At 39.7% G+C, this 26491-nt stretch carries 26 protein-coding genes, 1 tRNA gene, 1 rRNA gene, 1 other RNA gene and 1 other annotated feature; of the genes, 26 read left to right on the top strand and 3 right to left on the bottom strand.

Translation table 11 applies throughout. The features are described from left to right. Positions 1-101 precede the first annotated feature (101 nt). Positions 102-2642, top strand: a complete 2541-nt coding sequence (gene gyrA / locus J2S78_RS00145) for a DNA gyrase subunit A (RefSeq protein ID WP_306895140.1) — start codon at positions 102-104, stop codon at positions 2640-2642. Positions 2643-2935: 293 nt separating this feature from the next. Then, positions 2936-4033 (top strand): HD-GYP domain-containing protein, encoded by a 1098-nt coding sequence (locus J2S78_RS00140; RefSeq protein ID WP_306895138.1) that lies wholly within the window; start codon positions 2936-2938, stop codon positions 4031-4033. On the opposite strand, the gene J2S78_RS00135 is transcribed toward J2S78_RS00140, so the two are convergent. Continuing rightward, the gene (locus tag J2S78_RS00135) at positions 4008-4976 is read right to left on the bottom strand and encodes a YaaC family protein (RefSeq protein WP_306895137.1); all 969 of its coding nucleotides are present in this window, start codon (positions 4974-4976) and stop codon (positions 4008-4010) included. The genes J2S78_RS00140 and J2S78_RS00135 overlap by 26 nt on opposite strands. Before the next feature lie 213 nt (positions 4977-5189). On the opposite strand from J2S78_RS00135, the gene guaB reads away from it, so the two are divergent. The 8 genes from guaB to J2S78_RS00095 all read left to right on the top strand — a co-directional run bounded on the left by guaB (position 5190) and on the right by J2S78_RS00095 (position 13649). Further along, on the top strand, positions 5190-6647 hold the full coding sequence (gene guaB / locus J2S78_RS00130; RefSeq protein WP_306895135.1) for an IMP dehydrogenase: 1458 nt from the start codon (positions 5190-5192) through the stop codon (positions 6645-6647). 181 nt (positions 6648-6828) lie between these two features. Beyond that, on the top strand, positions 6829-8160 hold the full coding sequence (locus J2S78_RS00125; protein ID WP_306895133.1) for a D-alanyl-D-alanine carboxypeptidase family protein: 1332 nt from the start codon (positions 6829-6831) through the stop codon (positions 8158-8160). 133 nt (positions 8161-8293) lie between these two features. Next, on the top strand, positions 8294-9178 hold the full coding sequence (pdxS, locus tag J2S78_RS00120; RefSeq protein WP_306895131.1) for a pyridoxal 5'-phosphate synthase lyase subunit PdxS: 885 nt from the start codon (positions 8294-8296) through the stop codon (positions 9176-9178). A 12-nt stretch (positions 9179-9190) separates the two neighbouring features. Beyond that, a complete protein-coding gene (gene pdxT / locus J2S78_RS00115) occupies positions 9191-9796 on the top strand; it encodes a pyridoxal 5'-phosphate synthase glutaminase subunit PdxT (protein ID WP_306895129.1) in 606 nt (201 codons plus the stop codon). Next, positions 9795-10015: a binding site (T-box leader), on the top strand. It overlaps the preceding gene by 2 nt. A gap of 51 nt (positions 10016-10066) precedes the next feature. Continuing rightward, complete coding sequence (serS, locus tag J2S78_RS00110) at positions 10067-11347, top strand: serine--tRNA ligase (protein WP_306895127.1); 1281 nt, start codon at positions 10067-10069, stop codon at positions 11345-11347. 340 nt (positions 11348-11687) lie between these two features. Next, positions 11688-12140, top strand: a complete 453-nt coding sequence (locus J2S78_RS00105) for an Lrp/AsnC family transcriptional regulator (RefSeq protein WP_306895124.1) — start codon at positions 11688-11690, stop codon at positions 12138-12140. A gap of 90 nt (positions 12141-12230) precedes the next feature. After that, positions 12231-12323: transfer RNA gene (locus J2S78_RS00100), tRNA-Ser, on the top strand. 225 nt (positions 12324-12548) lie between these two features. Then, on the top strand, positions 12549-13649 hold the full coding sequence (locus J2S78_RS00095; protein ID WP_306895122.1) for a threonine synthase: 1101 nt from the start codon (positions 12549-12551) through the stop codon (positions 13647-13649). Positions 13650-13843: 194 nt separating this feature from the next. Here the strand turns inward: J2S78_RS00095 and J2S78_RS00090 are convergent, their stop codons facing one another. After that, entirely contained in the window at positions 13844-15283 is a 1440-nt protein-coding gene (locus tag J2S78_RS00090) for an aminotransferase-like domain-containing protein (protein WP_306895120.1), read from the bottom strand. A gap of 138 nt (positions 15284-15421) precedes the next feature. On the opposite strand from J2S78_RS00090, the gene J2S78_RS00085 reads away from it, so the two are divergent. Next, positions 15422-16285, top strand: a complete 864-nt coding sequence (locus tag J2S78_RS00085) for a DMT family transporter (protein WP_306895118.1) — start codon at positions 15422-15424, stop codon at positions 16283-16285. A gap of 230 nt (positions 16286-16515) precedes the next feature. Here the strand turns inward: J2S78_RS00085 and J2S78_RS00080 are convergent, their stop codons facing one another. Continuing rightward, on the bottom strand, positions 16516-16995 hold the full coding sequence (locus J2S78_RS00080) for a Dps family protein (protein ID WP_306895115.1): 480 nt from the start codon (positions 16993-16995) through the stop codon (positions 16516-16518). A gap of 306 nt (positions 16996-17301) precedes the next feature. On the opposite strand from J2S78_RS00080, the gene J2S78_RS00075 reads away from it, so the two are divergent. The 15 genes from J2S78_RS00075 to J2S78_RS00005 all read left to right on the top strand — a co-directional run. After that, the gene (locus tag J2S78_RS00075; protein ID WP_125562694.1) at positions 17302-17562 is read left to right on the top strand and encodes a metal-sensitive transcriptional regulator; all 261 of its coding nucleotides are present in this window, start codon (positions 17302-17304) and stop codon (positions 17560-17562) included. An 87-nt stretch (positions 17563-17649) separates the two neighbouring features. Further along, on the top strand, positions 17650-18435 hold the full coding sequence (locus tag J2S78_RS00070; protein WP_306895113.1) for a sulfite exporter TauE/SafE family protein: 786 nt from the start codon (positions 17650-17652) through the stop codon (positions 18433-18435). Between the two features lie 130 nt (positions 18436-18565). Beyond that, positions 18566-19135, top strand: coding sequence for a sulfurtransferase TusA family protein (locus tag J2S78_RS00065; RefSeq protein ID WP_306895110.1), 570 nt, complete (start codon positions 18566-18568; stop codon positions 19133-19135). A gap of 14 nt (positions 19136-19149) precedes the next feature. After that, positions 19150-20283 carry an MBL fold metallo-hydrolase gene (locus J2S78_RS00060; RefSeq protein ID WP_306895108.1) on the top strand — a complete coding sequence of 378 codons (1134 nt, stop codon included), beginning with the start codon at positions 19150-19152 and terminating at the stop codon, positions 20281-20283. A 29-nt stretch (positions 20284-20312) separates the two neighbouring features. Next, positions 20313-20540 (top strand): sulfurtransferase TusA family protein, encoded by a 228-nt coding sequence (locus tag J2S78_RS00055; protein ID WP_125562686.1) that lies wholly within the window; start codon positions 20313-20315, stop codon positions 20538-20540. Between the two features lie 12 nt (positions 20541-20552). Further along, positions 20553-21038 (top strand): DsrE/DsrF/DrsH-like family protein, encoded by a 486-nt coding sequence (locus tag J2S78_RS00050; RefSeq protein ID WP_125562684.1) that lies wholly within the window; start codon positions 20553-20555, stop codon positions 21036-21038. A 405-nt stretch (positions 21039-21443) separates the two neighbouring features. Further along, positions 21444-21947, top strand: a complete 504-nt coding sequence (tadA, locus tag J2S78_RS00045) for a tRNA adenosine(34) deaminase TadA (protein ID WP_306895103.1) — start codon at positions 21444-21446, stop codon at positions 21945-21947. Between the two features lie 70 nt (positions 21948-22017). Then, on the top strand, positions 22018-22185 hold the full coding sequence (locus tag J2S78_RS00040; protein ID WP_306895100.1) for a YycC family protein: 168 nt from the start codon (positions 22018-22020) through the stop codon (positions 22183-22185). A 101-nt stretch (positions 22186-22286) separates the two neighbouring features. After that, positions 22287-22552: signal recognition particle sRNA large type (gene ffs, locus J2S78_RS00035), an RNA gene on the top strand. A gap of 168 nt (positions 22553-22720) precedes the next feature. After that, positions 22721-24433 (top strand): DNA polymerase III subunit gamma/tau, encoded by a 1713-nt coding sequence (dnaX, locus tag J2S78_RS00030; RefSeq protein ID WP_306895098.1) that lies wholly within the window; start codon positions 22721-22723, stop codon positions 24431-24433. A 21-nt stretch (positions 24434-24454) separates the two neighbouring features. Next, positions 24455-24763, top strand: coding sequence for a YbaB/EbfC family nucleoid-associated protein (locus J2S78_RS00025; RefSeq protein ID WP_125562677.1), 309 nt, complete (start codon positions 24455-24457; stop codon positions 24761-24763). 15 nt (positions 24764-24778) lie between these two features. After that, positions 24779-25375, top strand: a complete 597-nt coding sequence (gene recR, locus J2S78_RS00020; RefSeq protein WP_125562675.1) for a recombination mediator RecR — start codon at positions 24779-24781, stop codon at positions 25373-25375. Between the two features lie 15 nt (positions 25376-25390). Continuing rightward, on the top strand, positions 25391-25612 hold the full coding sequence (locus tag J2S78_RS00015) for a YaaL family protein (RefSeq protein ID WP_125562673.1): 222 nt from the start codon (positions 25391-25393) through the stop codon (positions 25610-25612). A gap of 166 nt (positions 25613-25778) precedes the next feature. Continuing rightward, entirely contained in the window at positions 25779-26045 is a 267-nt protein-coding gene (locus J2S78_RS00010; protein WP_306895092.1) for a pro-sigmaK processing inhibitor BofA family protein, read from the top strand. 387 nt (positions 26046-26432) lie between these two features. Continuing rightward, positions 26433-26491: ribosomal RNA gene (locus J2S78_RS00005) — 16S ribosomal RNA — on the top strand; the annotation flags it as partial.

The following is a 26491-nucleotide window of genomic DNA, read 5'->3' as shown; positions in this document are numbered from 1 at the left end:
GCCTTCAGCAGTCGCTGCCTTTGTTTGAAGAGACTGTATCAAGGGGGAAAATAGTAAAATACTGCTCTTTTGGTACAGTTTAGAATTGGGAGGTTTCAGGTATGGCAGAGAATGAATCGAGAGTGACAGAAATAAATATAGGCCAGGAAATGCGCACATCTTTTTTAGATTATGCGATGAGCGTTATTGTCAGCCGTGCGCTTCCGGATGTCAGGGATGGACTAAAACCAGTACACCGCCGCATATTATTTGCAATGAGTGAGCTTGGCATGACTCCGGACAAACCATATAGAAAGTCGGCACGTATTGTCGGGGACGTTATCGGTAAGTATCATCCCCACGGTGACTCCGCCGTCTATGAAACAATGGTTAGAATGGCGCAGGATTTTAGCTACCGGAATATGCTGGTTGACGGTCACGGTAACTTTGGTTCCGTCGATGGCGATGCGGCAGCAGCCATGCGTTATACCGAGGCGAAGATGTCTAAAATCTCCTTGGAAATGGTGCGTGACATTAATAAAGACACTATCGACTATCAAGATAACTACGATGGCAACGAACACGAACCGATTGTTTTACCAGCTCGATTTCCTAATTTATTAGTGAATGGAGCAGCAGGTATCGCAGTCGGAATGGCGACAAATATACCGCCGCATCAACTTGGAGAAGTTATTGATGGTGTATTGGCACTTAGTAAAGATCCGGACATGACGGTGGCAGACTTGATGGAACATATTCCAGGGCCTGATTTTCCCACCTCTGCGACTATTGTTGGTAGATCGGGAATAAGAAAAGCTTATCAAACAGGACGCGGGTCTATTACAGTCAGAGCTAATGCGTATATCGAAGAAAATAATAGTGGAAAGCAGTCCATCATTGTCGATCAACTGCCTTACCAAGTAAACAAAGCTCGTCTGATTGAAAAAATTGCAGATCTTGTTAGAGAGAAAAAAATAGAAGGTATTACAGACTTGCGCGATGAGTCGGACCGTACCGGTATGCGTATCGTTATCGAAGTTCGAAAAGACTCGAATGCCAATGTACTGCTGAACAACTTATATAAGCAAACAGCTCTGCAAACGAGTTTTGGCATAAATATGCTTGCCCTTGTAGACGGACGTCCACAAGTGTTGAATTTAAAACAGTGTTTAAATCATTATATCGAGCACCAAAAAATAGTTATTCAACGCCGTACTGCATTTGAATTAAGAAAAGCAGAAGCTAGAGCTCATATCCTAGAGGGCTTACGAGTTGCCTTAGACCACCTGGATGCTGTTATCGACTTAATTCGGGGATCAGAAACGACAGATATCGCACGAAATGGGCTGATTGAACAGTTTTCATTAAGTCATGATCAAGCACAAGCGATTTTGGAAATGCGTTTGCAGCGTTTGACTGGACTCGAACGTGATAAGATCGAACAGGAATACAGCGATCTCGTTGAACGTATAAAAGAATTAAAAGCTATTTTGGCAAGTGAGGAACGAGTTCTGGAAATCATTCGTGATGAATTAACCGATCTTAAAGAAAAATTTAACGATGAACGCAGAACAGTTATTACTGCTGGTGAAAATCAAATAGAAGATGAAGATTTAATTCCGCGTCAAAATGTTGTTATAACCATCTCTCATCAAGGTTACTTGAAACGTATGCCGATTGATACGTATCGTAGTCAGCGAAGAGGTGGACGCGGAGTGCAAGGGATGGGAACCAATGATGATGATTTCGTTGAACATTTGTTTACGACAAGTTCTCACCAAACTATTTTATTCTTCACTAATAAAGGGAAAGTGTACCGCCTGAAGGCTTATGAGATCCCTGAATTACAACGAACGGCAAAAGGGATTCCAGTTATTAATCTTCTACAGGTGGAAAAGGATGAATACATTAGTACAGTTATTCCAATTGAAGAATTCTCAGACGACGATTACTTATTCTTCTTGACTAAACAAGGTATCGCCAAGCGTACGAAGTTATCTGCATTCTCCAATATTCGCAAAGGCGGATTGTTTGCGATTAACATTCGTGAAGATGATGAATTATACGGGGTACGGCTAACCCACGGTGATGAAAGCTTGATTATCGGAACTAAACACGGAATAGCTATACACTTTAAGGAAGAAGACGTACGGTTTATGGGACGAACGGCTACCGGGGTTAAAGCTATTTCGTTAACATCGGATGATGAAGTTATTGGCATGGATATTGCAGATGCAGATAAAGATGTCCTCATTGTCACGGACAAAGGCTTTGGAAAACGTACCCCTATTAGCGAATTTAAAACGCAAAATCGTGGAGGTAAAGGTATAAAAGCTTGTAATCTCACGGAGCGTAATGGAACATTGGTTTCGATGCGGTGCATTTCGGATGATCGTGATATTATGATTATGACCATTCACGGTGTTCTTATCCGTATGCAGGCACAGGATATTTCAAGGCTTGGACGGTATGCCCAAGGGGTAACATTAATCCGTTTAGCCGAAGGAGAAGAAGTATCGACGGTAGCACCGGTCGATGAACCAGAAGAAGAAGAAACAGGAGAAGAATCAGAACAGCAGAACGAACAGCCACCCGAAGATGATCTAGAACCATTAGATACATCGGAAGAAGATAAGGATTTAGACCCTGAAAATGAAGAATAAATAAGCAAAGCTCAAGCACCCTGGGAAAACGTGGGAAATGCTGAATGCTTGCGCTACATGGAAAATGTAAAGATTTATTCTAAAAAAGAAAGTCTCCGGTAATCGTTCCGGAGGCTTTTCTTATATAATATAATAGTGCTTATGGCTGGATTTCGTTTATATTTCCCTTTTATTTACTACAAAACACCCATGTCTTACGGCTTGTATGTCATTTTATTATTTACCATTTTATATAATCTAGGACTATAGTATAATAAAAGAAAATAAAATTTGGAAATAAAAAGGAGAAAATTATGATTGTACGTAGAGAGCAATTAATAGAAGGATGCATCCTGACTGAAGACGTGTTTGCTGTTACATCTCATCCTATCATTAAAAAAAAGACAGTACTGACAGCGGAACATCTTGAAATACTGAAAGCTTTTTTTATAAAGAAGGTACAGGTGGAAGACACATTAGAAGATGGAACACCTTTTTCTCCTGAAGGACCAAATGAAGAAGAGGAAACAGAAACGGGAGAAGAAATTGTACAAGAACAACCGGCTACGTTTTTAGATTATTATGAAGAAGCGGTACAAGAATATAAGACATTATTCAATAAATGGGTAGGTGGTGCGAATGTTGAATTAGACAAAGTACGCAGTATACTTCATCCCCTTATTGAAAAGATGCAGGAATATCCTAGTAAAGTGTTATTGTTGCATCACTATAACACGAGAAATAATTATTTGTACCATCATGCCGTTTCAACAGCATTATTGTCTGTATATTTAGCAAAAAAATCAGGGATGGCAAAAAAAGAATGGCTTCAAGCAGGAGTAGCAGGTGCTTTGTGCGACGCAGGGATGGCTAAACTACCAACGGCGATTCTGTATAATAAAGAACACTTAGAAGAGCGGGAATATGAAGAAGTAAAAAATCACCCGTATTATTCGTATTCGATGGTAAAAGAAGCAAAGATGGTTAGTGAAGAAGTATTATTTGCGGTGCTTCAACACCATGAAAGAGAAGATGGAAGCGGATATCCATTACAAGTGAAGAATGATCAAATACATAAGCTAAGTAAAATAGTCAGTGTAGCCGACGTTTATCATGCAATGACAAGCGAGCGTTATTACAGTGACAAACAATCGCCTTACAAAGTCATTGATCAAATGAATAAAGAAGAATTTGGAAAACTGGATCCTCAAATATTGAAACTGTTAATGGATTCACTAGTAAATTTTTCAATTGGTGCGATGGTTCGATTAAGCAACGGGCAGGCTGCAAAAATTATTTACATAGATAATAAATATCCTGCTGATCCAATGGTTCGACTCCACGATACAGATGAAATGATTCAATTATCCAGTAAAGAGGAACCTTTTATTGAAGAGATTTTGTCGGAGTGAAAAATCGTTCAAATAAAGCAGGGGCATCACTGATTGTAAGCGTGAGATATTGTTTGATGAACGAGTAGTCCTCGGAATAGTGTTGGGTGATTACCTCTCCCCACCACTCTCCTTCATATCTGCAAATCATGCTTAAATTATACAAAACCAAATAATGAGCACTTAACGTGGAAAGTAATGAAAACGTTGAAAGAAGAGGGGGAAAGTATAGCTTTCCCCCTTTTTTTAATAATAAATCTTTCAAGCGTTCAGAAGGACTTTCTAGTTCAAAGGTAATAGCGCTCGTTGATTGTTGTTTAGCTTCACCGGTGTTTATGCCTGACTCTTTTAGTTGCCTATCCAATGACTTTATTTTATCCTGATTTATAAAAGAAAGATTGTCTACAGTAAGTAGTGAATGTGTCCAATGAACACGAGGAAGTGCATCATCACCTTTGATTTGTAAATATAATAGAAATAAAGGTTCCCACTTCATTAGTAAATGTTTCATTTTCCATTTATCCCCTACAGAATGTTTCATGTGAAACAAATGTTTAGAAAAGTGAGGATAAAACCCCTTTTTTTGAACTTTCACTTCGTCATTAAGAAACGTATATCCTTTCTTTTTCCTTTTTCTTGTGGTCACTCCATGCGAAAGAACTTCAACCGTGGTCGGATAAAATGGATCCTCTAATAGAGTAATTCCTTTTAATAAATGAGTTAAACCGTAAAATAAAAGGAGTGGTTGTGTGATAAGTGAAGCGTTCACAGCCTCCTTCCAATATGTACGCCCGATAAACCATTCATAATGGAATACAGGGGTATTGCGATAACTCCATTCCAATGCTTCTTTTTTAGAAGCGCCTCGAAAACGGTATGCCTGATAGAGAAACTGATGTAACACTTCTTGGGATTCATAAGCCTGGTAATAAGAAAAGAGTTCATCTGTTATAATGAAGGACATCTTAGAATACCTCGCACATTAGAATATATCAGAAATTTAAAACTTATTTCTTTTGCTCGTTCAACGGCCAAAAAAATGATAAGATATTAGAAAATCTTAGAGTTACTCTCTTCTTAGTGTAGACATTTTTTCGGTTAGTTATGAACACAACTCAGAATACTACCCGGTAGAAAAGGTTTTAAAATAACATGATAAAGAAAGGATGAGATAGTAATGCGAGAAGACAAGTTCGCAAAAGAAGGACTGACATTTGATGATGTACTATTGATGCCCGATCGTTCTGATATTCACCCTCGTGATGTGAAAGTGAACACATCTCTAACGGAAACGTTGAAGCTAAGTGTTCCTATCATCAGTGCTGGAATGGATACAGTTACAGAAGCAAGCTTAGGAATTGCAATGGCTCGTGAAGGCGGTCTTGGTATCATCCATAAAAACATGTCGATGGAAGAGCAGGCAGAGATGGTTGATCAAGTAAAAAGGTCTGAAAGTGGCGTCATTACAGATCCATTCTTTTTAACACCGGAACGAAAAGTGTACGATGCTGAGCACTTAATGGGGAAATACCGTATTTCGGGGGTTCCTATTGTAGATGAAAATCAAAAGTTAGTCGGCATATTAACCAACCGTGATCTTCGTTTTATTGAAGATTATGCGATTGAAATTAGAGAAGTGATGACAAGTTCAAATTTAATAACGGCTCCAGTGGGGACAACGCTAGAAGAAGCCGAGAAAGTTTTACAAAAGCATAGAATTGAAAAACTTCCACTATTGGACAATGATGGGACATTAAAAGGCCTCATTACTATTAAGGATATAGAAAAGGTCATTGAATTTCCTCATTCAGCGAAAGATAAGCATGGCCGTCTCCTAGCTGGTGCAGCAGTAGGAGTCACAAACGATGCTATTCATAGAGTTAATGCTCTTGTTAAAGCGGAGGTTGATGTGATTGTTATCGACACGGCTCACGGACATTCTAAAGGGGTACTAGACAAAATCGCAGAAATACGTAACGCCCACCCTACTTTAGCCATTATCGCAGGAAATGTGGCGACAGCTGAAGGGACACGAGATCTTATTGAAGCTGGAGTAGATGTCGTGAAAGTGGGGATAGGACCTGGTTCTATTTGTACGACCCGAGTAGTAGCTGGAGTCGGGGTACCTCAGATTACTGCTGTTTATGATTGTGCCAGTGAAGCTAGTAAATATGATGTACCCGTCATTGCAGATGGAGGTATTAAATATTCCGGGGATATCGTGAAGGCTTTAGCAGCTGGAGCGCATGCTGTTATGTTGGGAAGTATTTTTGCAGGTGTGAAAGAGAGCCCTGGAGATACTGAAATTTATCAAGGAAGACAGTTTAAAGTTTACAGAGGCATGGGATCAATGGGAGCAATGGAGCGGGGCAGTAAAGACCGTTATTTTCAGGAAAACAATCAAAAACTAGTTCCTGAAGGCATTGAAGGACGTATTCCATATAAAGGTCCACTTACAGATACGATTCACCAACTAATTGGTGGAATTCGTGCAGGTATGGGGTATTGCGGAACGGCTAATCTATTAGACCTTCGAGAAAATGCACGTTTTACCCGTATTACGAATGCAGGACTGCGGGAAAGCCATCCTCATGATGTCCAAGTCACAAAAGAAGCTCCTAACTACAGCCTATAAGACCAGGCTATAAATAGTCACTGTCTCCCGGGGGAGAATCCAATGATTTTTCTCTCAGGAGACAGTTTTTTTATTTCCTGGGAAATTGTTTTTATAAAATAGGTCCTATATCTATCTATTTTTTTATTTTTTCCTGTGATAAAATATCGTTTGTGTAAGTAGACCGTGGAGGTGCAGAATTTTGATAAAAAAGAAATGGATATCAACAGCAATCGCAGCAACCTTTAGTTTTTCCCTGCTCTTTAGTATGGAAAAAGGGGTAGAAGCGAATGAACCAGATTTAGCAGCAGACTCGGCCATCTTGGTCGAAGCGGAAACAGGAAAAGTTATTTATAATAAAGAAGCCGATGTCATTCTGCCACCTGCTAGTATGACCAAAATTATGACTGAATACCTTGTGAATGAAGCTGTTGCAAACGGTGATATTTCCTGGGATGACGAAGTAGATATAAGTGATAAGGTAATTCAAATTTCTCAAGATTATGATTTATCTAATGTTCCGTTGCGCGAAGATATATCTTATACCGCTGAGGAATTATATGACGCAATGGCGATTTATTCGGCTAACGGGGCAACGATTGCGCTTGCTGAACATGTAGCAGGATCAGAATCAAATTTTGTTGATATGATGAATGAAAAAGCGGAAGAACTAGGAATGACAGAATATGAACTAGTTAATTCAACAGGGCTTAATAATGAGTCAATGAACGGTTTGCATCCAGAAGGTACAGCAGCAGATGCTGAAAATATGATGTCAGCCAGAGCGATGGCGATATTGACATATCACCTATTGGATGAATACCCGCAAGCTTTGGAAGTAGCAAGTACTACCGAAAAAACGTTTAAAGAAGAATCAGCGAATGTGTTAATGGAAAACTGGAATTGGATGCTTCCTGGCAGTCTGGAAGAACAGTTGGATTATGAAGGGGTAGATGGTTTAAAAACCGGATACACAGATTTAGCAGGGAATGCATTCACTGGAACAGTCGAGCGTGATGGTACACGTTATATATCTGTTGTGATGCGCACGGATACACGAATGGCCCGTTTTGAGGAAACAGCTAAGTTGTATGATTATGGTTATAATGATTTTTCCTCTACAGAAGTGATTGAGGACGGCGAAACGTTTGATGAAGTGTCTTCGCTTCCTGTGATAAAAGGAAAAGAAGATAGTGTATCTGTTTCAGCGGGAGAGAACTTATCTGTTCTTATTGAAGATGGAAATGAAGACAATATTACGCCATCTATTCAAATAGACGAAGAACTATTGAACGAAGATGGAGAGCTTGAAGCACCGTTAGAGGAAGGAACAACGGTAGGTACTGTAGGAATAGATGGACAAGCGGATAGTGAATACTTAAAGGATGAGATGGCATCTTCCCAAGAAGTGCCGCTTGTTTTAGATGAAGAAGTTGAAAAGGCTGGCTGGTTGGCGCTGACAGCTCGTAGTATCGGTGGATTTTTCGGCAGTATGTGGAATAGCGCTTCTAGTTTTGTAACAGGATTATTTTAACAAGCGGAAAAGTTATAATGCTTTCTTCCAGTGGTGGGTAGTGTTATAATATGTGGTATAATCATATGTGCTATTTAAACGAGCAAAAACGATATAATAAATATTTTAATGAGAGTAGCAGGAGGAATGGAACATGGCAGATAGAGGGACAGACCGAGTAAAACGTGGAATGGCAGAGATGCAAAAAGGCGGCGTCATTATGGACGTTGTTAATGCTGAACAAGCCAAAATTGCGGAAGAGGCAGGCGCAGTTGCTGTCATGGCTTTAGAACGTGTACCAGCGGATATTCGTGCAGCGGGAGGGGTAGCTCGCATGGCTGACCCGACTATTGTGGAAGAAGTAATGAATGCCGTATCTATTCCTGTTATGGCTAAAGCGCGTATTGGTCATATAGTAGAAGCGAAAGTTTTAGAGTCACTTGGGGTAGACTATATTGATGAAAGTGAAGTCCTTACTCCAGCGGATGAAGTGTATCATTTAGACAAAAGTGAATATACTGTACCTTTTGTTTGCGGTGCTCGTGATCTTGGGGAAGCAATGCGTCGTGTCGGAGAAGGCGCTTCTATGTTAAGAACTAAGGGAGAGCCAGGCACTGGTAATATTGTAGAAGCTGTCCGCCATATGCGCATGGTTCAGTCTGAATTGAAAAAGATTAGCGGCATGTCCAAAGACGAACTCATGACAGAAGCCAAAAATTTAGGTGCACCATATGAACTTTTATTGGATATAAAAGAAACAGGCAAGCTACCAGTTGTTAATTTTGCAGCTGGAGGTATTGCAACACCTTCTGACGCATCACTTATGATGCAGTTAGGAGCAGATGGTGTGTTTGTCGGGTCAGGTATCTTTAAGTCTGATCATCCTGACAAATTTGCACGGGCTATTGTCGAAGCAACAACGCACTATCAAGATTATGATTTGATTGGTCGTTTATCAAGAGGTCTTGGCACTGCAATGCAGGGAATAGAGATATCTAACCTTGACCCGTCCGAACGTATGCAAGACCGCGGTTGGTAAAGGAGGCTTACTATGGTGAAGATTGGTGTTCTCGCTCTTCAAGGAGCTGTTCAAGAACACGTGAAAAGCTTAAAAGCTCCAGAGGCAGAAATTGTTATAGTAAAACGAGTAGATCAATTAGATGATTTAGACGGTCTTGTTTTTCCGGGTGGAGAAAGCACAACGATGAGACGTTTAGTTGATAAATATGATTTTTTTGAACCGTTGCAGAAGTTCGCTCAAGCGAAAAAACCAATTTTCGGAACGTGTGCCGGTCTTATATTAATGGCTAACCATATCGTTCATGAAACAACGGGCCACCTTCAAATGGTAAATATGGATGTTGAACGTAATGCATTTGGACGGCAACGGGAAAGTTTTGAAACCCGTCTTTCTGTCAAAGGTGTAGGGGAAGACGTGGAAGCCGTATTTATCAGAGCGCCACTTATAAGAAACGTTGGTGAAGATGTTGATGTGCTAGCGACATATGATGGTGAAATAGTAGCGGCTTGTCAGGGTCACTTGCTCGCTTGCTCGTTCCATCCAGAGTTAACCGATGACACTCGTTTTCATCAATATTTTGTTCAAATGGTACGGGAGTCTAAAGAAACAGCTGATGATACGTTGGCTGTAACATGATAAATCATAGACGGGCTATAATAACAACATGTCTAACATTCAGAGAGCCGGAGGTTGCTGCGATTCGGTTGTGAGAGTGTTGTGAATCCTGCCCTGAGTGAAAAAGGGAAATACAATGGTATAGTACCTTTTTCCGGTTCATCCTCGTTACTGGATCCAAAGAGGCAGGAATATCCTGCAAATTGGGTGGCAACGCGGGTGAAAACTCCCGTCCCTTCAACGAAAATAGGGACGGGAGTTTTTTGTAGTTTATAAAAGGAGGGCTAGCATATGCTTGATGTAAAAAAACTTCGAAACAATTTTGAAGAAGTGAAAGAACAATTAGCCAAACGAGGCGAAGATATTAAAAATATAGATGCTTTTCAGGAATTGGATGAAAAACGGAGAAGCTTGATTCAAAAAACAGAGGAATTGAAACAGCGAAGAAATGAGGTATCTCAGGAAGTTGCTCAACGAAAAAGAGAAAAACAAGATGCGGATGAACTGATTCAAGAAACGAAAGAAGTATCCGCAAACATAAAAAAGTTCGATGAAGAATTAAAACAAATAGAACAGCAGCTTGATGAGTTATTGTTGAGAATTCCAAATATCCCGCATGAAAGTGTTCCTTATGGAGAAAATGAAGAGGACAATCAAGAAATTAGAACGTGGGGAGAAAAACCAGATTTCTCCTTTGAGGCCAAGGCTCATTGGGACCTAGCTGGTGATCTGAACATGATGGATTTCGAAAGAGCTTCCAAAGTAACAGGCAGCCGGTTTGTGTTCTATAAAGGTGCCGGAGCGAGACTCGAACGGGCATTAATTAACTTCATGATGGATTTACATCAAGAAGAGCATGGGTATGAAGAAATTATGCCTCCATACATGGTTAATCGCGAAAGCATGACCGGCACAGGACAGTTGCCTAAGTTCGAAGAAGATGCCTTTAAAATAAGAGAAGAGGATTACTTCCTCATTCCAACAGCAGAAGTTCCGGTCACTAATTTACACCGTGATGAAATTTTATCGGTAGAGGATCTTCCACTGTTGTATACTGCTTATAGTGCATGTTTTCGTTCTGAAGCAGGGTCTGCCGGCAGGGATACACGTGGTTTGATTCGTCAACATCAGTTTAATAAAGTAGAATTGGTTCGGTTTGCTCTTCCAGAACAATCATATGAAGATCTTGAAACATTGACGGGGCAGGCAGAAAAAGTACTGCAGTTGTTAGAACTCCCTTATCGCGTGATGAATATGTGCAGCGGGGATCTTGGTTTTACGGCCGCCAAAAAATACGATATAGAAGTATGGCTGCCAAGCTATGAAGCTTACAAAGAGATATCTTCTTGCAGTAACTTTGAAGATTTTCAAGCGCGGCGTGCTAATATCCGATTTAAGCGTGATAAAAAAGCGAAGACAGAGTTTGTACACACATTAAATGGTTCTGGTCTTGCCATAGGACGAACGGTGGCTGCGATTATGGAAAATTACCAACAAGAAGATGGAACGATTAAAATTCCTGAACCTCTTCGTTCGTATATGGGCAATAAAGAATATATAAAGCACGGATGACGTGAAAAATAATATCGTCCTGTCTAGCAGATCATTTCTATGACAGGACGATGTTGTATTATATTATAATCTATAATAGTTTGAACAATCAAAAAACAATGAGGTCGAATTCTTGAAAAAGTACTAGATGTTTTTTATAATATATATAGTTTTACGAATTATAGTAGGATACGAGTTTTATGATTTCATTTTCGTGTGAGGAACAGATAAGCAAAGTGATTGCCTTCCAAACCTGTGACAGGTTCTGATGTTGCTCGCAAGACGGAGTCCCTCCGTTAGGAATCCCTGAGTGGTTGGGAGCTTGACCTTTTCCTATCTTATCAAAAAGGAGGAATGCCAGTTGCATTTGGACAAAACCGACATGCGTATTCTTGCTTATTTACAAGAGAATGGCAAACGTTCTTACAGTGAAATATCCCGTTATCTTGAAGTAAGTGAAGGAATGGTACGATCCAGAATTAATAAGATGTTGGACGATGGGGTATTTGAGTTTATTATTCATACAAACCCAAACAAAGTTGGGCTGCAAGTGCAAACCATTGTCGGCTTTTCAACTCAGCTTGGGAAGCAGGAGGAGATTGCAAGGGAGCTACAGAAGTTTCCAGAGGTTCGATTTGTTGGGGCTTTTTCTGGTAAACATGATTTAATTATTCAAGCCTACTTTGAGGATAATGATAGCTTGGTCAATTTTATTAATAAAGAACTCGCACATATTGAAGGTATTTTAAACGCAGATGTGAACGTAGAGCTAAAGCAATACAAAGATTCTTTTTCCTATGTTGTATCAGATTAAAAGGAAGTATAATTTTTACTCAAAAAGCCTTGCTATGATTTTGCTCATGTGATATTATTGTCGTTGTCAGTGAGAAAACTGCATTCATACGGAGGAGTACCCAAGTTCGGCTGAAGGGAGCGGTCTTGAAAACCGCCAGGGGGTTAACGCCCCGCGGGGGTTCGAATCCCTCCTCCTCCGCCATATTAAAAGATAAAATCGTAGTAATAAATGTACAAACTGTCAGCTTCTATTGAAAGCTGGCAGTTTTTTTAATGAAAAAGGTTTGAGAACCCTGCTATATGATAGTGGGTTTTTTTCTTTCGACATTCGTGAGGTATTGTTGAGTAATGTATTGTGCGAATGAGGAGAGTCTGAAATACTTATTAGTAAAGGAACTGGTTCAGTAGAAAATAAGAGGTGATGATAATGAGTCCATACAAATTTTACGATTCTGTTAGCGGGGAAGAATATACCCCAGACCTGAGACAATGGAAACCGAAGGCAGGTTTATTTATGATGAAATCTTATCCTGTCGAGTTTCCTGTAGAACGTATCATAAAAAGGCAAGCTACTATGTGGAGGTACGAAGAGGCGTTGCCAATAACGAAAGAAGAGTCATCAATCTCACTTGGGGAAGGAATGACCCCATTAATAATTTTGGATCATAAAAAACCCAACTTCCTTGTTAAAATGGATTATCTCATGCCTACGGGTTCTTTTAAAGACAGAGGAGCTGCTATATTGATTGCTAAAGCAAAAGAAATGGGAGCTCCATCCGTTATAGCTGACAGTAGTGGAAATGCAGGGACTTCAATTGCTGCTTATTGTGCAAGAACAAATATAGAATGCCATGTGTACACCCCCTCCTCCACCTCTGAGAAAAAGTTAGCACAAATTAAAGCCCATGGAGCACAATTACACTTAATTTCGGGAACTCGAGAGGAAACAACAATAGCTGCTAAAGAAGCTGTTGAAAAAGAAGGGGTCTTCTATGCAAGTCATGTGTATAATCCTTACTTTTATGAGGGCACAAAGACGTTTGCTTTTGAAATATGGGAACAACTTAACTTTGCTGCTCCAGATACATTGATATTACCAGTAGGGAATGGAACGCTTTTATTAGGAGCTTATATAGGATTTAACGATTTAAAAAGAGCTGGGGCTATTCAAAAAATCCCTAAAATCATTGGCGTACAGTCAGAATATTGTGCCCCGATAGAAACAGCATTTAGAGAAGATACTTCTGTTTCAAGTGTGGAAAACAAAGGAACGAAAGCAGAAGGGATTGCTATCGGTTATCCAGCAAGAGGTGATCAAATTATCGAAGCGGTGAAGAATACAAACGGTACTATCATTACAGCTCCGGAAAACCAAATTGATAGAGCGAAAAAGAACTTGGAACACAAAGGATTTTACGTAGAGCCGACAACTGCAGCCACCTATGCAGCTTATAAAAACTATGAAGAGAACATAGCAGACACAGAAACGGTTGTTATGTCTTTATGTGGTACCGGTTTAAAAAAATAGCATTTCAGTAGGAAGAGTCCTACTACCAAAGATAACTCTCAAACGAAGAAATAGAAGATAAAGAAAACGTATCCGTTCTGCCGGAATGAACGGAAGGTGAATGGTGATGGATAAAGGATGATTACGCCGACGAAACAACCACCTGTTGGGAGGTGGCTTTTTGTCTTTGCCGGCAACCAATCGGTTAATAATAATCACGTCTTTAAGGACCAGGCTTGTAATATTTTTTTTATGGATAATACCCCTTTTTTCATTTCTTCTTCCGTACAAGAGGCATAGGACAGTCTGATACTTTGGTTTGGATAGGGGCTGTACATAAAGCCTGGGTTAACTACGATGCCGTTATCTATTAACTGCGACCAGAGTTTTCGAATGTTAATCTCCTCTCTAAACGTAACCCAGATAAACAATCCCCCCTCTGGTATATTCCATTGGGCAACCTCTTGAAGATGTGTTTCTAGAAGATGGATGAAATAGTCTCTTCTTTGCCTTAATTTTTCCCGTAGTACTTGAAGGTGTTTTTCATAATTTCCAGAAGCGATAAAGTCGTATATTGCAAGTTGCGGTAGGTAACTGGATCCGTAATCCAACTGCATTCTTAAGTCGCTTAACTTCTCAATCACATCGGCTGGTCCAGCAATCCAACCGATTCTTAATGTAAGTGCTATTGTTTTAGAAAAACTTCCTACGAGCAATGTATGACCTGCCGTATCCACAGAAGCTATCGGTGGAGGAGGAGTGCTATCCAACCATAGGTCACGAAAAATATCGTCTTCAATGACGGGAATTTTATATTCTTTCGATAGTTTTGCTATTTCTTTTTTCGTTTCTAATGGCATTGTTTCCGTTGTTGGGTTATGAAAGGTTGGATTCACGTATAAAATCGAAGGCGATTTGTTCGATCGCAGTTGTTTTTCTAAGTAAGACGTGTCTAGTGTATTATTATGGAACGGAATCCCTTTCATCTGCATACCGGTGGTCCTAAATACATGAAGAGAGTGTATATAAGACGTCTGCTGGGCAAAGACATTGGACCCGTACTGTAATAGACCTAATGAAATAAGTTGAAGAGCTTGCAGTGCTCCAGAGACTATGAGAATAGAGTTTGTGCTATATTGTACTCCATTTTCTTGAAGATAGGAACGGACGGCTGTTTTTAACCGATTGTCCCCCGTCCCGTCATTGTATCCATAGGCATCATAGAGGTCAGCGACAGATCTTAAAGATTTTTGAAAGTCTTTTTTGGGGAAGAGATCAGGATGAAGCTCTCCTTTTCCTAATTGAATCATATTAGAATGAGTTTCTAATGTATTAATTTTCTTTACTGCTTGATTACTTGACGGGTGTACACTGAATTTTGAATAACGATTCCAGTTGATTTGCTGAGAAAGTGGTGACAACTGGGACGCTACGTAAGTTCCACTGCCTGCTTTTGACTCTATTAGTTCTTGATCTTTTAATACTTCTAAAGCATGAATCACGGTACTTCGATTCATTCCAAACCCTTTGGCTAATTCCCGCTGTGACGGTAATTTTCTACCTGCTGTCCATTCCCCTGTATTTACTTTTTTCTCTATATACTCAACAATTTTTAAATAATTGTAATGTTCATTTAAGAAAGATTCTCTCATCATTGATTATCCTTATCCCAAATTGGTTGGTGTGGCATATAAAAAAGTGGATGGTTTTTTTCACTCCTCTCTATTTTATCATACTCATTACCCCGTTCATGTCATTGAAGTTTAATCACAGGGGAAGGAGAGTCAGTTTTGATGAAAAATAGAGTGGTTTCAGCTTATTTATTGGCGGTGGTATTGTGGGCCTCTGCATTTCCTGGAATACGAGTAGGATTAGAATCATTTCATCCACTAGATTTGTCCCTTTTAAGGCTTCTTATAGGTTCATTAGGTTTGTTCGTGTTTGCCTGTGTAAAAGGGATGCCTTTTCCGGAATATAAAGACATCCCTATTATTTTGCTACTTGGCTTTTTAGGTTTTTCTGTATATCATACATCTTTAAGTATTGGAGAAATGACAGTGGTTGCGGGAGCGGCAAGCTTGTTAGTAACAACAACGCCACTTTTTTCGGCGATACTATCGGCAATATTTTTAAAGGAATCGTTTGGAAAATTTGGGTGGATGGGATCGATGATTGCATTTATAGGAGTTACCTTTATTACTCTTGGTACAAGCGGTACATTTCGCGTGGAAACAGGCATACTTATCATACTGATTGGGGCTTTGGGGGAGAGCTTTTATTTTGTATTTCAGTCTTCCTATTTAAAAAAGTATGGATTTCTTCCTTTCACAACATACACGATTTGGGCGGGGACATTATTTATGCTGATCTTTTCTCCCGGTATATTTGAGGCTATCACGTCAGCAACCATTGAAAGTACTTTAACTGTTGTATATTTAGGATTATTCCCGACAGTTGTTCCTTATTTTGCTATCGCTTATGTTACGTCCCAACAAGGGGCTTCAGAGGCAACAAGTTCATTATATTTAACTCCGGTGGCAGCCATTATCATCTCTTGGATCTGGTTGGGAGAAGTGCCCACCTTATTATCAATTGGTGGTGGAATGTTAACGTTAGCAGGAGTCTTTTTAACGAATGTTACAGTAAAAAAGATATAGAAAGCTTAATCTTCAATAGCAGAGCTAGAGTTATCATGAACGAAATTAGCTCCTTACTCGTAAATTCGTAGGTTAATTTGGAATGTTTAATGAATAAAAACAAAAAAACAAATCAGAGCTACATTACGGAAGGAGCTAGTTATTATGAACGATACCATAATATTTATAGGTTTAAACGTATCAAAGGAAAAAATTGAAGAACTTAATTCGTTGTGTACGTGTGAGAAAAATTAAACGTGAGTGAGATAAGCGCAGAACATCCAATGGTTTTTTTCGAAAAAAGACAGCCCATCACTAATGACTCCTCCATCATAACCTGCTGTTACTGACTCCATTTCACGCAATTCCTCTATCATTTGTTGGAAGTCCTGTACAATAACTGTGGCAGCGGTTGGTCCGTTGTAATCTTCACTAGGTATTTCTTGAATAGTTGCTGCATTTAACGCTTCTTGTAGTGAACCGATTGGGTAAAATCCTATCATTTTAATTCTTTCTGCTACCAAATCAATCATCTCACCAGTGTTTTCATACAGCATTTGTGTTTTTTCATGAATCTCAAAAAAACTGTTTCCAACAACGTTCCAATGAAGGTTGTGCAGCTTAATGAATAGTACCTGCAGATTGGCAAGGTATTGATTCATGTTTTCTGCTGCGCGTCGTGCTTCGCTTTGGTTTAAACTAATACTTTGTGGGGTTACTTTACAATCCATTTTCTCACTCCTAAAGCCCATTTTTTTTAACAATGACAGTATATGTGAAAAATGGGCTATGGGTTCATATTTAGTGGGAAATGTGTAATCATACTAAAAATATGTTTATACTATATACATTATGGGGTACTATATTAGATGTATTTGAAGTATTTTTATGGAAAAGAAAACAGCTTGAAACGGTTTAACATTATCTTGTAGTTTAAGCATTTCCACCCATGAAAGAAAAGTATTGACGACCTTCATATGCATATGTATAATATACCCCACACGGTATAAAAAGGTTGTAGAAGGGATGAAAAAAGAATGGAATATACAACAGAAATGAAAAATCGTTTGAAACGTGTTGAAGGGCAAGTTCGTGGCGTTCAAAAAATGATGAACGAAGATAAAGATTGTAAAGATGTCGTATACCAACTTTCTGCCGCAAGGTCAGCCATTGACCGCGCCATGGCTTACATTGTTGCTGAAAATCTGGAAGAGTGTATTAGAGAGCAGATGGAAAACGGCGGCGACACATCACAATACGTTCAAGAAGCGATTGAACTACTAGGGAAGAGTAGATAAGTATAAAAAACATTAAAATTTTTTAATTTATAATATACATATAGGGGTATATGTATATTGGACTTGTTGAAAGGAAGATGATAAGCGTTGGAATATAGTATATTATTTGTTATCGCACTATTTCTTATCGGTTTTGTTGGCTCTTTTATCTCTGGCATGGTCGGAATTGGCGGGTCCATTGTGAAATATCCGATGTTGTTATATATCCCCCCTTTATTAGGGTTTGCTGCATTCAGCGCACATGAAGTTGCTGGTATCAGTGCCATCCAAGTGTTTTTTGCAACCATCGGCGGAGTCTGGGCTTATCGAAAAGGCGGGTATTTGAATAAGTCTCTTATTTTATATATGGGACTCAGCATTTTAATGGGTAGTTTTATGGGTGCTTATGGATCTCATTTCATGACCGATAGCGGTGTGAACATTGTGTACGCCATTCTTGCTACTATTGCTGTAATAATGATGTTTGTACCCAAACAAGGCATTGATGATATATCTAATGAAAAAGTAACGTTTAATAAAGCGACAGCTACTATATTGGCGTTTATTGTCGGTATTGGAGCGGGCATTGTCGGAGCTGCCGGGGCGTTTATTCTTGTTCCGATTCTACTTGTAGTATTGAAGATTCCGACTAGAATGACAATTGCATCATCTTTAGCGATAACGTTTATATCGTCGATTGGAGCTACGGTAGGTAAAGTTGCTACCGGTCAAGTCTTACTCGTACCAGCAGCCGTGATGGTTGTAGCAAGCCTGATTGCCTCTCCAATAGGAGTGAATGTCGGAAAAAAAGTGAACACAAAAGTATTGCAAGGAATATTAGCTCTGCTGATTCTAGCAACAGCTATAAAAATATGGGTAGATATTTTCAGTTAAACAGTCAGTGTCATTAAAAAAGTAGTTGACACTTTTTATTATGTATCGTAATATACCCATACAGGTATTGGTAGTTGTATTTTTTTAACTCATGATATACCCCACGTAGTATTTAAAAGGAGGAAAAATAATGAGCATGAAAGTAAATGAAACGGTAGATGCAAAAGGGTTAGCGTGCCCAATGCCAATCGTGAAGACAAAAAAAGCAATAGAATCCATTCATGCAGGTGAAGTTTTGGAGGTGCAGGCCACAGACCGTGGGTCGCTCGCTGACCTGCAAGGTTGGGCTAAAACAACTGGTCATGAGTATGTTGGTAGTAAAGAGAAAAGCGATGTGCTTTATCACTATGTAAGAAAAGCAGATCCAGAGGAAACAAAAGCGGTAGAACCATTTCCGAACGAAGAAAACAATGAGCAATTAAAAGCTGTGCAAAATCAGGATGACGTCACTATTTTGGATGTAAGAGAACCGGCAGAGTTTGCATTTTCTCACATTCCTGGGGCGGTATCCGTACCTTTAGGTGAATTGGAAGAAAAAATGAACGAACTTGATGCATCCAAAAATATACATGTTGTCTGTCGTACAGGCAACCGAAGCAGTATGGCAGCTCAGATGTTGAAAGATAAAGGTTTTGACAAAGTTGTCAATGTAAATCCAGGCATGTCTGAATGGGATGGACCAACGGAAAGTATAGAATAATTGGAGGGGTACCAATGGGAATTCAAGCAATACAAGCCAAAACATTAGCTAAAAAAGTAATGAACCAAGAGAACTTTTTTATTCTCGACGTTAGAAATGAAGAGCAATTTAAGGATTGGAAAGTGGAAGGAAAAAACGTTGAAATAATGAACAAGCCTTATTTTGAACTGCTTGATGGAGTCGAAAGCATTGCTGAGGAGATTCCAACTGATAAAGAGGTTATTGTGGTATGCGCGAAGGAAGGATCATCTCAATTTGTCGCTGATCAACTAGCCGAAGAGATAGGAGGAGAATTCTTTTACCTTGAAGGTGGTATGAAAACATGGAGTGAACATCTCGAGCCAGTAAAAGTGGGAGATTTAGACGGTGGTGGAGAATTGTATCAGTTTGTCCGAATAGGGAAAGGCTGCCTTTCTTATGCTGTGATTTCCGATGGAGAAGCAGCTATCGTGGATCCGGTAAGATTAACGGATGCGTACACGTCCTTTTTTGAAGAAAAGAATGTGCAATTGAAGCACGCCATCGATACGCACTTACACGCTGATCATGTTTCCGGTGGTCGAACATTGGCAGAGATGTTTGATGCTGTGTATTGGCTCCCATCTGCAGATGCAACGGAAGTCACGTTTTCTTATCAGCCTCTTGAAGGCGAAACAACTATTAATGTAGGTGAAACCAATATCGATATCCAGGCCCTTTATTCCCCAGGACACACCATCGGAAGTACTTCATTGATTGTCGATAACAAGTATTTGCTGACAGGAGATATATTGTTTGTTGATTCGATTGGCCGCCCGGATCTTGCAGGAAAAGCAGAAGACTGGGTCGGAGACTTACGGGACACACTCTACAACCGTTACGTAGATCTGGACGAGCAATTGATTGTTCTTCCGGCTCACTTTTCAAAAAAAGAAGAACTTGATGAAAATGGCCGTGTGATGGCGCCATTAAAAGAGCTGTATGCTCGTAACCATGGATTAAACATTGAAGAAGAAGAAACATTCCGTAAAACAGTGACGGAAAATCTTCCGCCTCAGCCAAATTCATACGAAACGATTCGTCACACCAATATGGGGGCAACTTTTCCATCAGAAGAAGAACAGACAGAGATGGAAATAGGACCGAATCGTTGTGCTATTTCTTCATAAACAATGAATGACAAAAGGAGAGATTTTAAATGGATAGTAATAAAGTATTGAACGCAGAAGGATTAGCTTGTCCGATGCCAGTTGTGAAGGCAAAAAAAGAAATGGATAACCTTAAATCAGGAGAGGTTCTAGAAATACGCGCCACCGATAAAGGAGCTGCATCCGATATTCCGGCTTGGACGAAATCTTCAGGGCATGAATTGCTGGAGCAGGACGAAGAAAACGACATTCTTACATTTTGGATTAAAAAAAGCTAAGGAGGGATTGTAATGGCTGAAGAAAAAAATGGATCGACGATGATTGTCTTCGATGGCGATCTAGACAAAGCAATGGCTAGTTTTATTATAGCTACAGGATCTGCTGCAATGGGAAAACCAGTGACAATGTTTTTTACATTTTGGGGATTAAACGTCCTTCGCAAAGAAAATGTAAAGAGCAAGAGCGAGAAGACATTTATGGAAAGAATGTTTGAAAAGATGATGCCACGCGGACCGGGGAAACTGAAGTTATCGAAAATGAACTTCGGCGGAATGGGACCGAAAATGATGAAGAAAATGATGAAAAATCATAACGTGTCGTCCTTGCAGGAAATGATTGAAATGGCTCAGGACTTAGACGTGAAATTGGTTGCTTGTACGATGTCAATGGATGTAATGGGCTTGAAAGAAGACGAGCTAATCGATGGACTAGAGTATGCTGGTGTTGCTTCCTACTTGTCAGAAGCAGAAGATGCGAATATAAACCTATTTATTTAAGTAACGGAGCTGACCTAAAAGTCGTTAATAACAACTTTTAGGTCAGCTTTTTTAGGACAAATCAATGTTGAACATGTCCGTAATGAGGTTTTAAGGGACAAATAAAAAGTAGATGAATAACATTTTGTCTCGAATACGACCAATTCAGGACAAATCGTAACGAAAATCGATGTGACATGTCCTGAATCTTTATCATGCGAGACATTTCAAGGAAAGGACTGTTCCGAAAAGAGAAGTATGGACCGACAACAGTTCGGTATTGCTTCCGGACGAGGTGGAACTTCTCTACCTATGACAAAATACGTTTTTAAACGTGTCTTTATCGAAACAGGTTTTATATAAAGAAGGGCAACTATGATAATATGATTGTAGTCTGTATTTTTAAGGGAAAGGGCTGGCCGTCAAATGGAAGAAAAGGTTCAGGATGATCAATCATGGATGAAGCAGGCGATAAAAGAAGCGGAGAAAGCCGAAGACTTGGGGGAAGTGCCCATAGGCTGCGTTATTGTTTATAAGGACCAGGTCATAGGAAGAGGGTATAATCAACGAGAAATCACCCAGCAATCTTCTGCTCACGCTGAAATGATTGCAATCAAAGAAGCATGTGATGATATAGGCAGTTGGCGTCTAGAAGAATGTACATTATACGTCACCCTAGAACCTTGCCCGATGTGTGCGGGAGCGATTGTGCAGTCGCGCATACCAAGAGTGGTTTATGGTGCCCCGGATCCTAAAGCGGGATGTGCAGGTACGTTGATGAACCTTTTAGAAGAACATCGTTTTAATCATCGTTGTTATGTACAGGCTGATGTCCTTCATGACGAGTGCCGGGATCTTCTAACGACCTTTTTTCGACGACTTCGAAAAGAAAAAAAGATGAAAAGTCAGTCAACTAATGACGTAAAATAATGACGATTGGAATCAGAAAATCCCCGTGATATAGTAGGGATAGAATGAGCGAAAGCGGGAGGGGAAAACGGTGCGTCCAAATCAATTTTCTGCTGAAACAGCACAAAAACTTGCTGAAAAACTGAATATGCCGATAGAACATATTGTTCATACACCACCAAAGGTTATTATGGAAAAAATAGCCGAACTTGAAAAGAAAGAAGCAGAGCCAACTCCAGTAGAAGAAACGAATGACTAGAAACATTTGTCAAAACGTTTCTTCTATTGCGTTATGGCTAAAAAAAAGATATACTATGTAATGCGCTCTTAAGAAAGCGCCTAAAAAAGTTTACAAATTTGCCGTGCTAGATGGGGAGGTAGCGGTGCCCTGTACTTGCAATCCGCTATAGCAAGATTGAATCCCTTCTCGAGGCTTCGTTTCCGTGAGGTCTGACCTTTGTAAGTGGTGTTGACGTCTGGGTTCTGTGCAACGGAAATCCGTGAATCCTGTCAGGTCCGGAAGGAAGCAGCAGTAAGCGGACTCTTCTGTGTGCCGCAGAGTCGCCTGGACTGAGCTAACTGCTTAGGTAACGCTCATGGATTCATTGCCGACAGAAGGTGCACGGCTTTATACATAATGAACCAAACGGCTCCGAAGAGGGCTGTTTTTTTTGTAAAAAAATACAAATGACGCGATGACTTAGACTGATATGCGTTCTTTTTAGACATTTGTACTTTGAAAACTTAGGTTGAAATCGGTATAATGGTAAAAGGAAAGAAAGGAGGTCCCGGGGGTGAGTTATAAGGCGCTGTACAGGGTTTGGCGGCCGCAGGAACTACAAGATGTAGTCGGTCAGGAACATATCACAAAGACCCTTCAAAATGCTTTAGGGCAGGAAAAATTTTCACATGCTTACCTATTTAGCGGACCAAGAGGAACAGGAAAGACTAGTGCTGCTAAAATTTTGGCAAAAGCCATTAATTGTGAACAAGCGCCGGTAAGAGAACCGTGTAACGAATGTGATGCTTGTCAGGGAATTGCAGACGGATCTGTTGTAGATATTATTGAAATAGATGCTGCTTCCAACAATGGCGTCGATGAAATTAGATATATCCGGGATAACGTTATAGCTGCACCCAGGGACATCCGTTACAAAGTATATATCATTGATGAGGTTCATATGCTGTCAACGGGAGCTTTCAATGCGTTGTTAAAAACATTGGAGGAACCTCCGAAGCATGCCGTTTTTATTTTAGCAACAACGGAACCTCATAAAATACCGTTAACTATTGTTTCTCGTTGCCAACGTTTTGATTTTAAGCGGATTACTTCTCAAGACTTAGTGGCAAGGATGCAATATATTCTTCAAGAACAAGGCTGGGAAGCAGAAGAAAATGCATTGTATTTGATTGCACGTGCAGCAGAAGGCGGAATGCGTGATGCTCTCAGTTTACTTGATCAAGCGGTATCATTTTCAGAAAGTATTATAACCTCAGACGATGTTTTAGCTATCACAGGAACCGTTTCACAACAGTTTTTAACCAGAGTCGTCCGTTCTTTAAAAAACAGTGATACTCCGGCAGCTGTAGAAGCAGCCGATACGTTAATACGGGACGGCAAAGACCCACTTCAGTTTATGGAAGATATGATTTATTATTTTAGAGACATGCTGCTTTATAAAACAGCTCCGCGTCTTGATGAAATAATGGAACGTGTAACGGTAGATGAAAGTTTTGAAGAGCTTTCTGAAAAGACGGATATGGGATGGCTGTATGAAGTTATTAATCAATTAAATCAGTACCATCAGGAGATGAAGTGGGCGAGTCACCCTAAAATCTTTTTAGAAATGGCGCTGATCAATATTAGCCATGGAGCGGACAGTACATCTTCAAGAGAGTCAGGGGAAGCATCAGAAGAAGTAACGCTTCTTAAAGACAAAGTAGCTAAGCTCGAGCAGAAGCTAAAGAGTGTTGAACAATCCCCACCGCCTTCCCAACCATCTGCACCAGCAGTAGAGACCAACAAAGCAGCTCGCGAACAAACAACTAAAAATATATCTGCAGGGCTTGGTGGAGATGGGAAAATCAGAGAGATAATGACGAGGGCAACCAAACAAGAACTACAGGTTGTATCGAATCAGTGGAGTGGCGTGATGAAGGAAGTGAAGCAGGAAAGTGTACCTGCTCATGCTTGGTTAAGTGACGCAAAGCCAGCCGTTTGCGATGGAGAAACGGTAGTGCTTGCCTTTCAAAACGAAATGCACCGCAACATGGTGGACACTAAATTTCGTTCTTTAGTACAAGGGGCCATAGAAAGTTCGGTCGGTAAATCGTTGGATGTTTTAACGATTTTATCCGGTCAGTGGGAAAAACTGAAAGAAGAGTTTAAGAAGAAGCAACAAGGAAAAGAAGAAGACTCTACGGATGAAGAAGCAGCCGAGGATGACCCAGTTGTGGATGAGGCTGTGAAATTGGTAGGATCTGAACTTGTTGAATTTGAAGAATAATATTTTTAGGAGGGCATTAATATGAAAAATCAAGGAAACATGATGAAGCAAATGCAAAAAATGCAAAAACAAATGGAAAAGGCTCAGGAAGAATTAAAAGAAAAAACAGTAGAAGCAACATCTGGCGGAGGTGCTGTTAAAGTAGTTGCTGCTGGGGATAAACGAATTGTAGATGTTGAAATCAGCGAAGATGTAGTAGATCCAGAAGACGTTGATATGTTGCAAGACCTCATTCTCGCGGCGATGAACGAAGCGTTGAAAAAAGTAGATGAATTAACAGAACAAGACCTAGGTAAGCTCACTAAAGGAATGAATATCCCTGGAATGTGATAGGAGGGGGATGTGGTGCAATATCCAACACCTATATCAAAATTAATAGAAGGTTTTATGAAATTGCCGGGTATTGGCCCCAAAACGGCGAGCCGCCTGGCTTTTTACGTGCTCGATATGAAGGAAGACGATGTTTTGGATTTCGCCAAATCCTTAGTAAATGCCAAGCGAGATTTAACCTATTGTTCCGTTTGTCATCACATCACAGACATCGATCCTTGCAGAATATGTGAAGATAAAGAACGAGATCAGTCAGCAGTTTGCGTAGTTCAGGATTCTAAAGACGTGATGGCTATGGAGAAAATGAGAGAGTATTCAGGCCTGTATCATGTACTGCATGGTGCCATTTCCCCAATGGATGGTGTGGGACCGGAAGACATTAAAATACCAGAATTAATCAAACGTCTTCAAAACGATGATATTCAAGAAGTGATTGTCGCGACAAATCCGACTATAGAAGGTGAAGCTACTGCTATGTACATTTCTCGCTTGGTGAAACCCACGGGAATTAAAGTGACTCGTCTCGCGCACGGTCTGCCAATAGGAGGAGATTTGGAATACGCGGATGAAGTAACGCTATCCAAAGCCATTGAGGGACGTAGAGAACTTTAAGGTGGGGAAAACGGTATGTTGTTTCAAAAGAAAAGAATTCAACAAACGGAAAATGAAAGACTCGTTCATATGATTCAAACGGTGAAACAGGATTTAGACAAATATCAAAGAATTATAGATAGAAGTGTAGAACCGTCTTTGGATGTTCGTACCGCATTAAAACGAAAACGGGCGAAATACATGTTTTTGTTAAAAGAGGCCCGACACCGCCGTATTAACGGTTATTATAATGGATAGATAAACTGCTTCGAAGTAATCGAGGCAGTTTTTTTGTTGTATGCAAAGCATCTTTATGGACTATGGATGTTCATTTGTCTATGTAAAATAAATAACTCGAGGGATAAATGGACGGCTTGTACATATACATGAATAAAGAAGAAAGTACGGTAGAAAGGAGAAGGTTATGGATCCTATACTTTATATTTCTCTAGCAGGTGTTGGTGTTTGTTTGTTTTTTTTGATTGGAGGTGGGAAAAAATCTTTTAAATGGGTAGGTAGCATATTAGTGCGACTTATTGTCGGCGCTCTAGCTTTATTTTTTTTAAATGCTTTCGGAAGTGCATTTGATTATCACCTTCCTATTAACTTAGTAACTGTATTTGTTTCTGGTGTGTTAGGGATACCTGGAGTACTAATGTTAGTTGCGGTGGATCTTTTTATTATTATGTAACTGATTTTATTTCATTAGTTGACATTTTTCATTGAGCAGTTATAATGGGAAATCCCTTCAATTAATGTAGGGGACAACAGATAAAGATAATTTGAATCAAATAATTTTTTTTGAAAAAGGTATTGTGTTTTTTCGAAGCAGATGGTAAATTGGTATGCGTCGTTAAAGACACAGACATTCTTTGAAAAAAATCATAAAAAAAGATTTTAATTAATTATTGACTTTATTTTGAATGTCTAGTAAAATTTATTAAGTCGCTGATAAAGCGGTGAAACACAAAAAGCAGTTGTTCTTTGAAAATTGAATGAAAGTCAAGCGTCTGTCAATTCAAGCAACAAATATCGATTCAACATTGATTGAATCAATCAGTTAGAATCAAACATCTTTTTATTGGAGAGTTTGATCCTGGCTCAGGACGAACGCTGGCGGCGTGCCTAATACATGCA

It is taken from the genome of Salibacterium salarium, from assembly GCF_030813635.1.
Taxonomy (GTDB): domain Bacteria; phylum Bacillota; class Bacilli; order Bacillales; family Marinococcaceae; genus Salibacterium; species Salibacterium salarium.
This window is presented reverse-complemented; position numbering and strand designations above follow the sequence as displayed.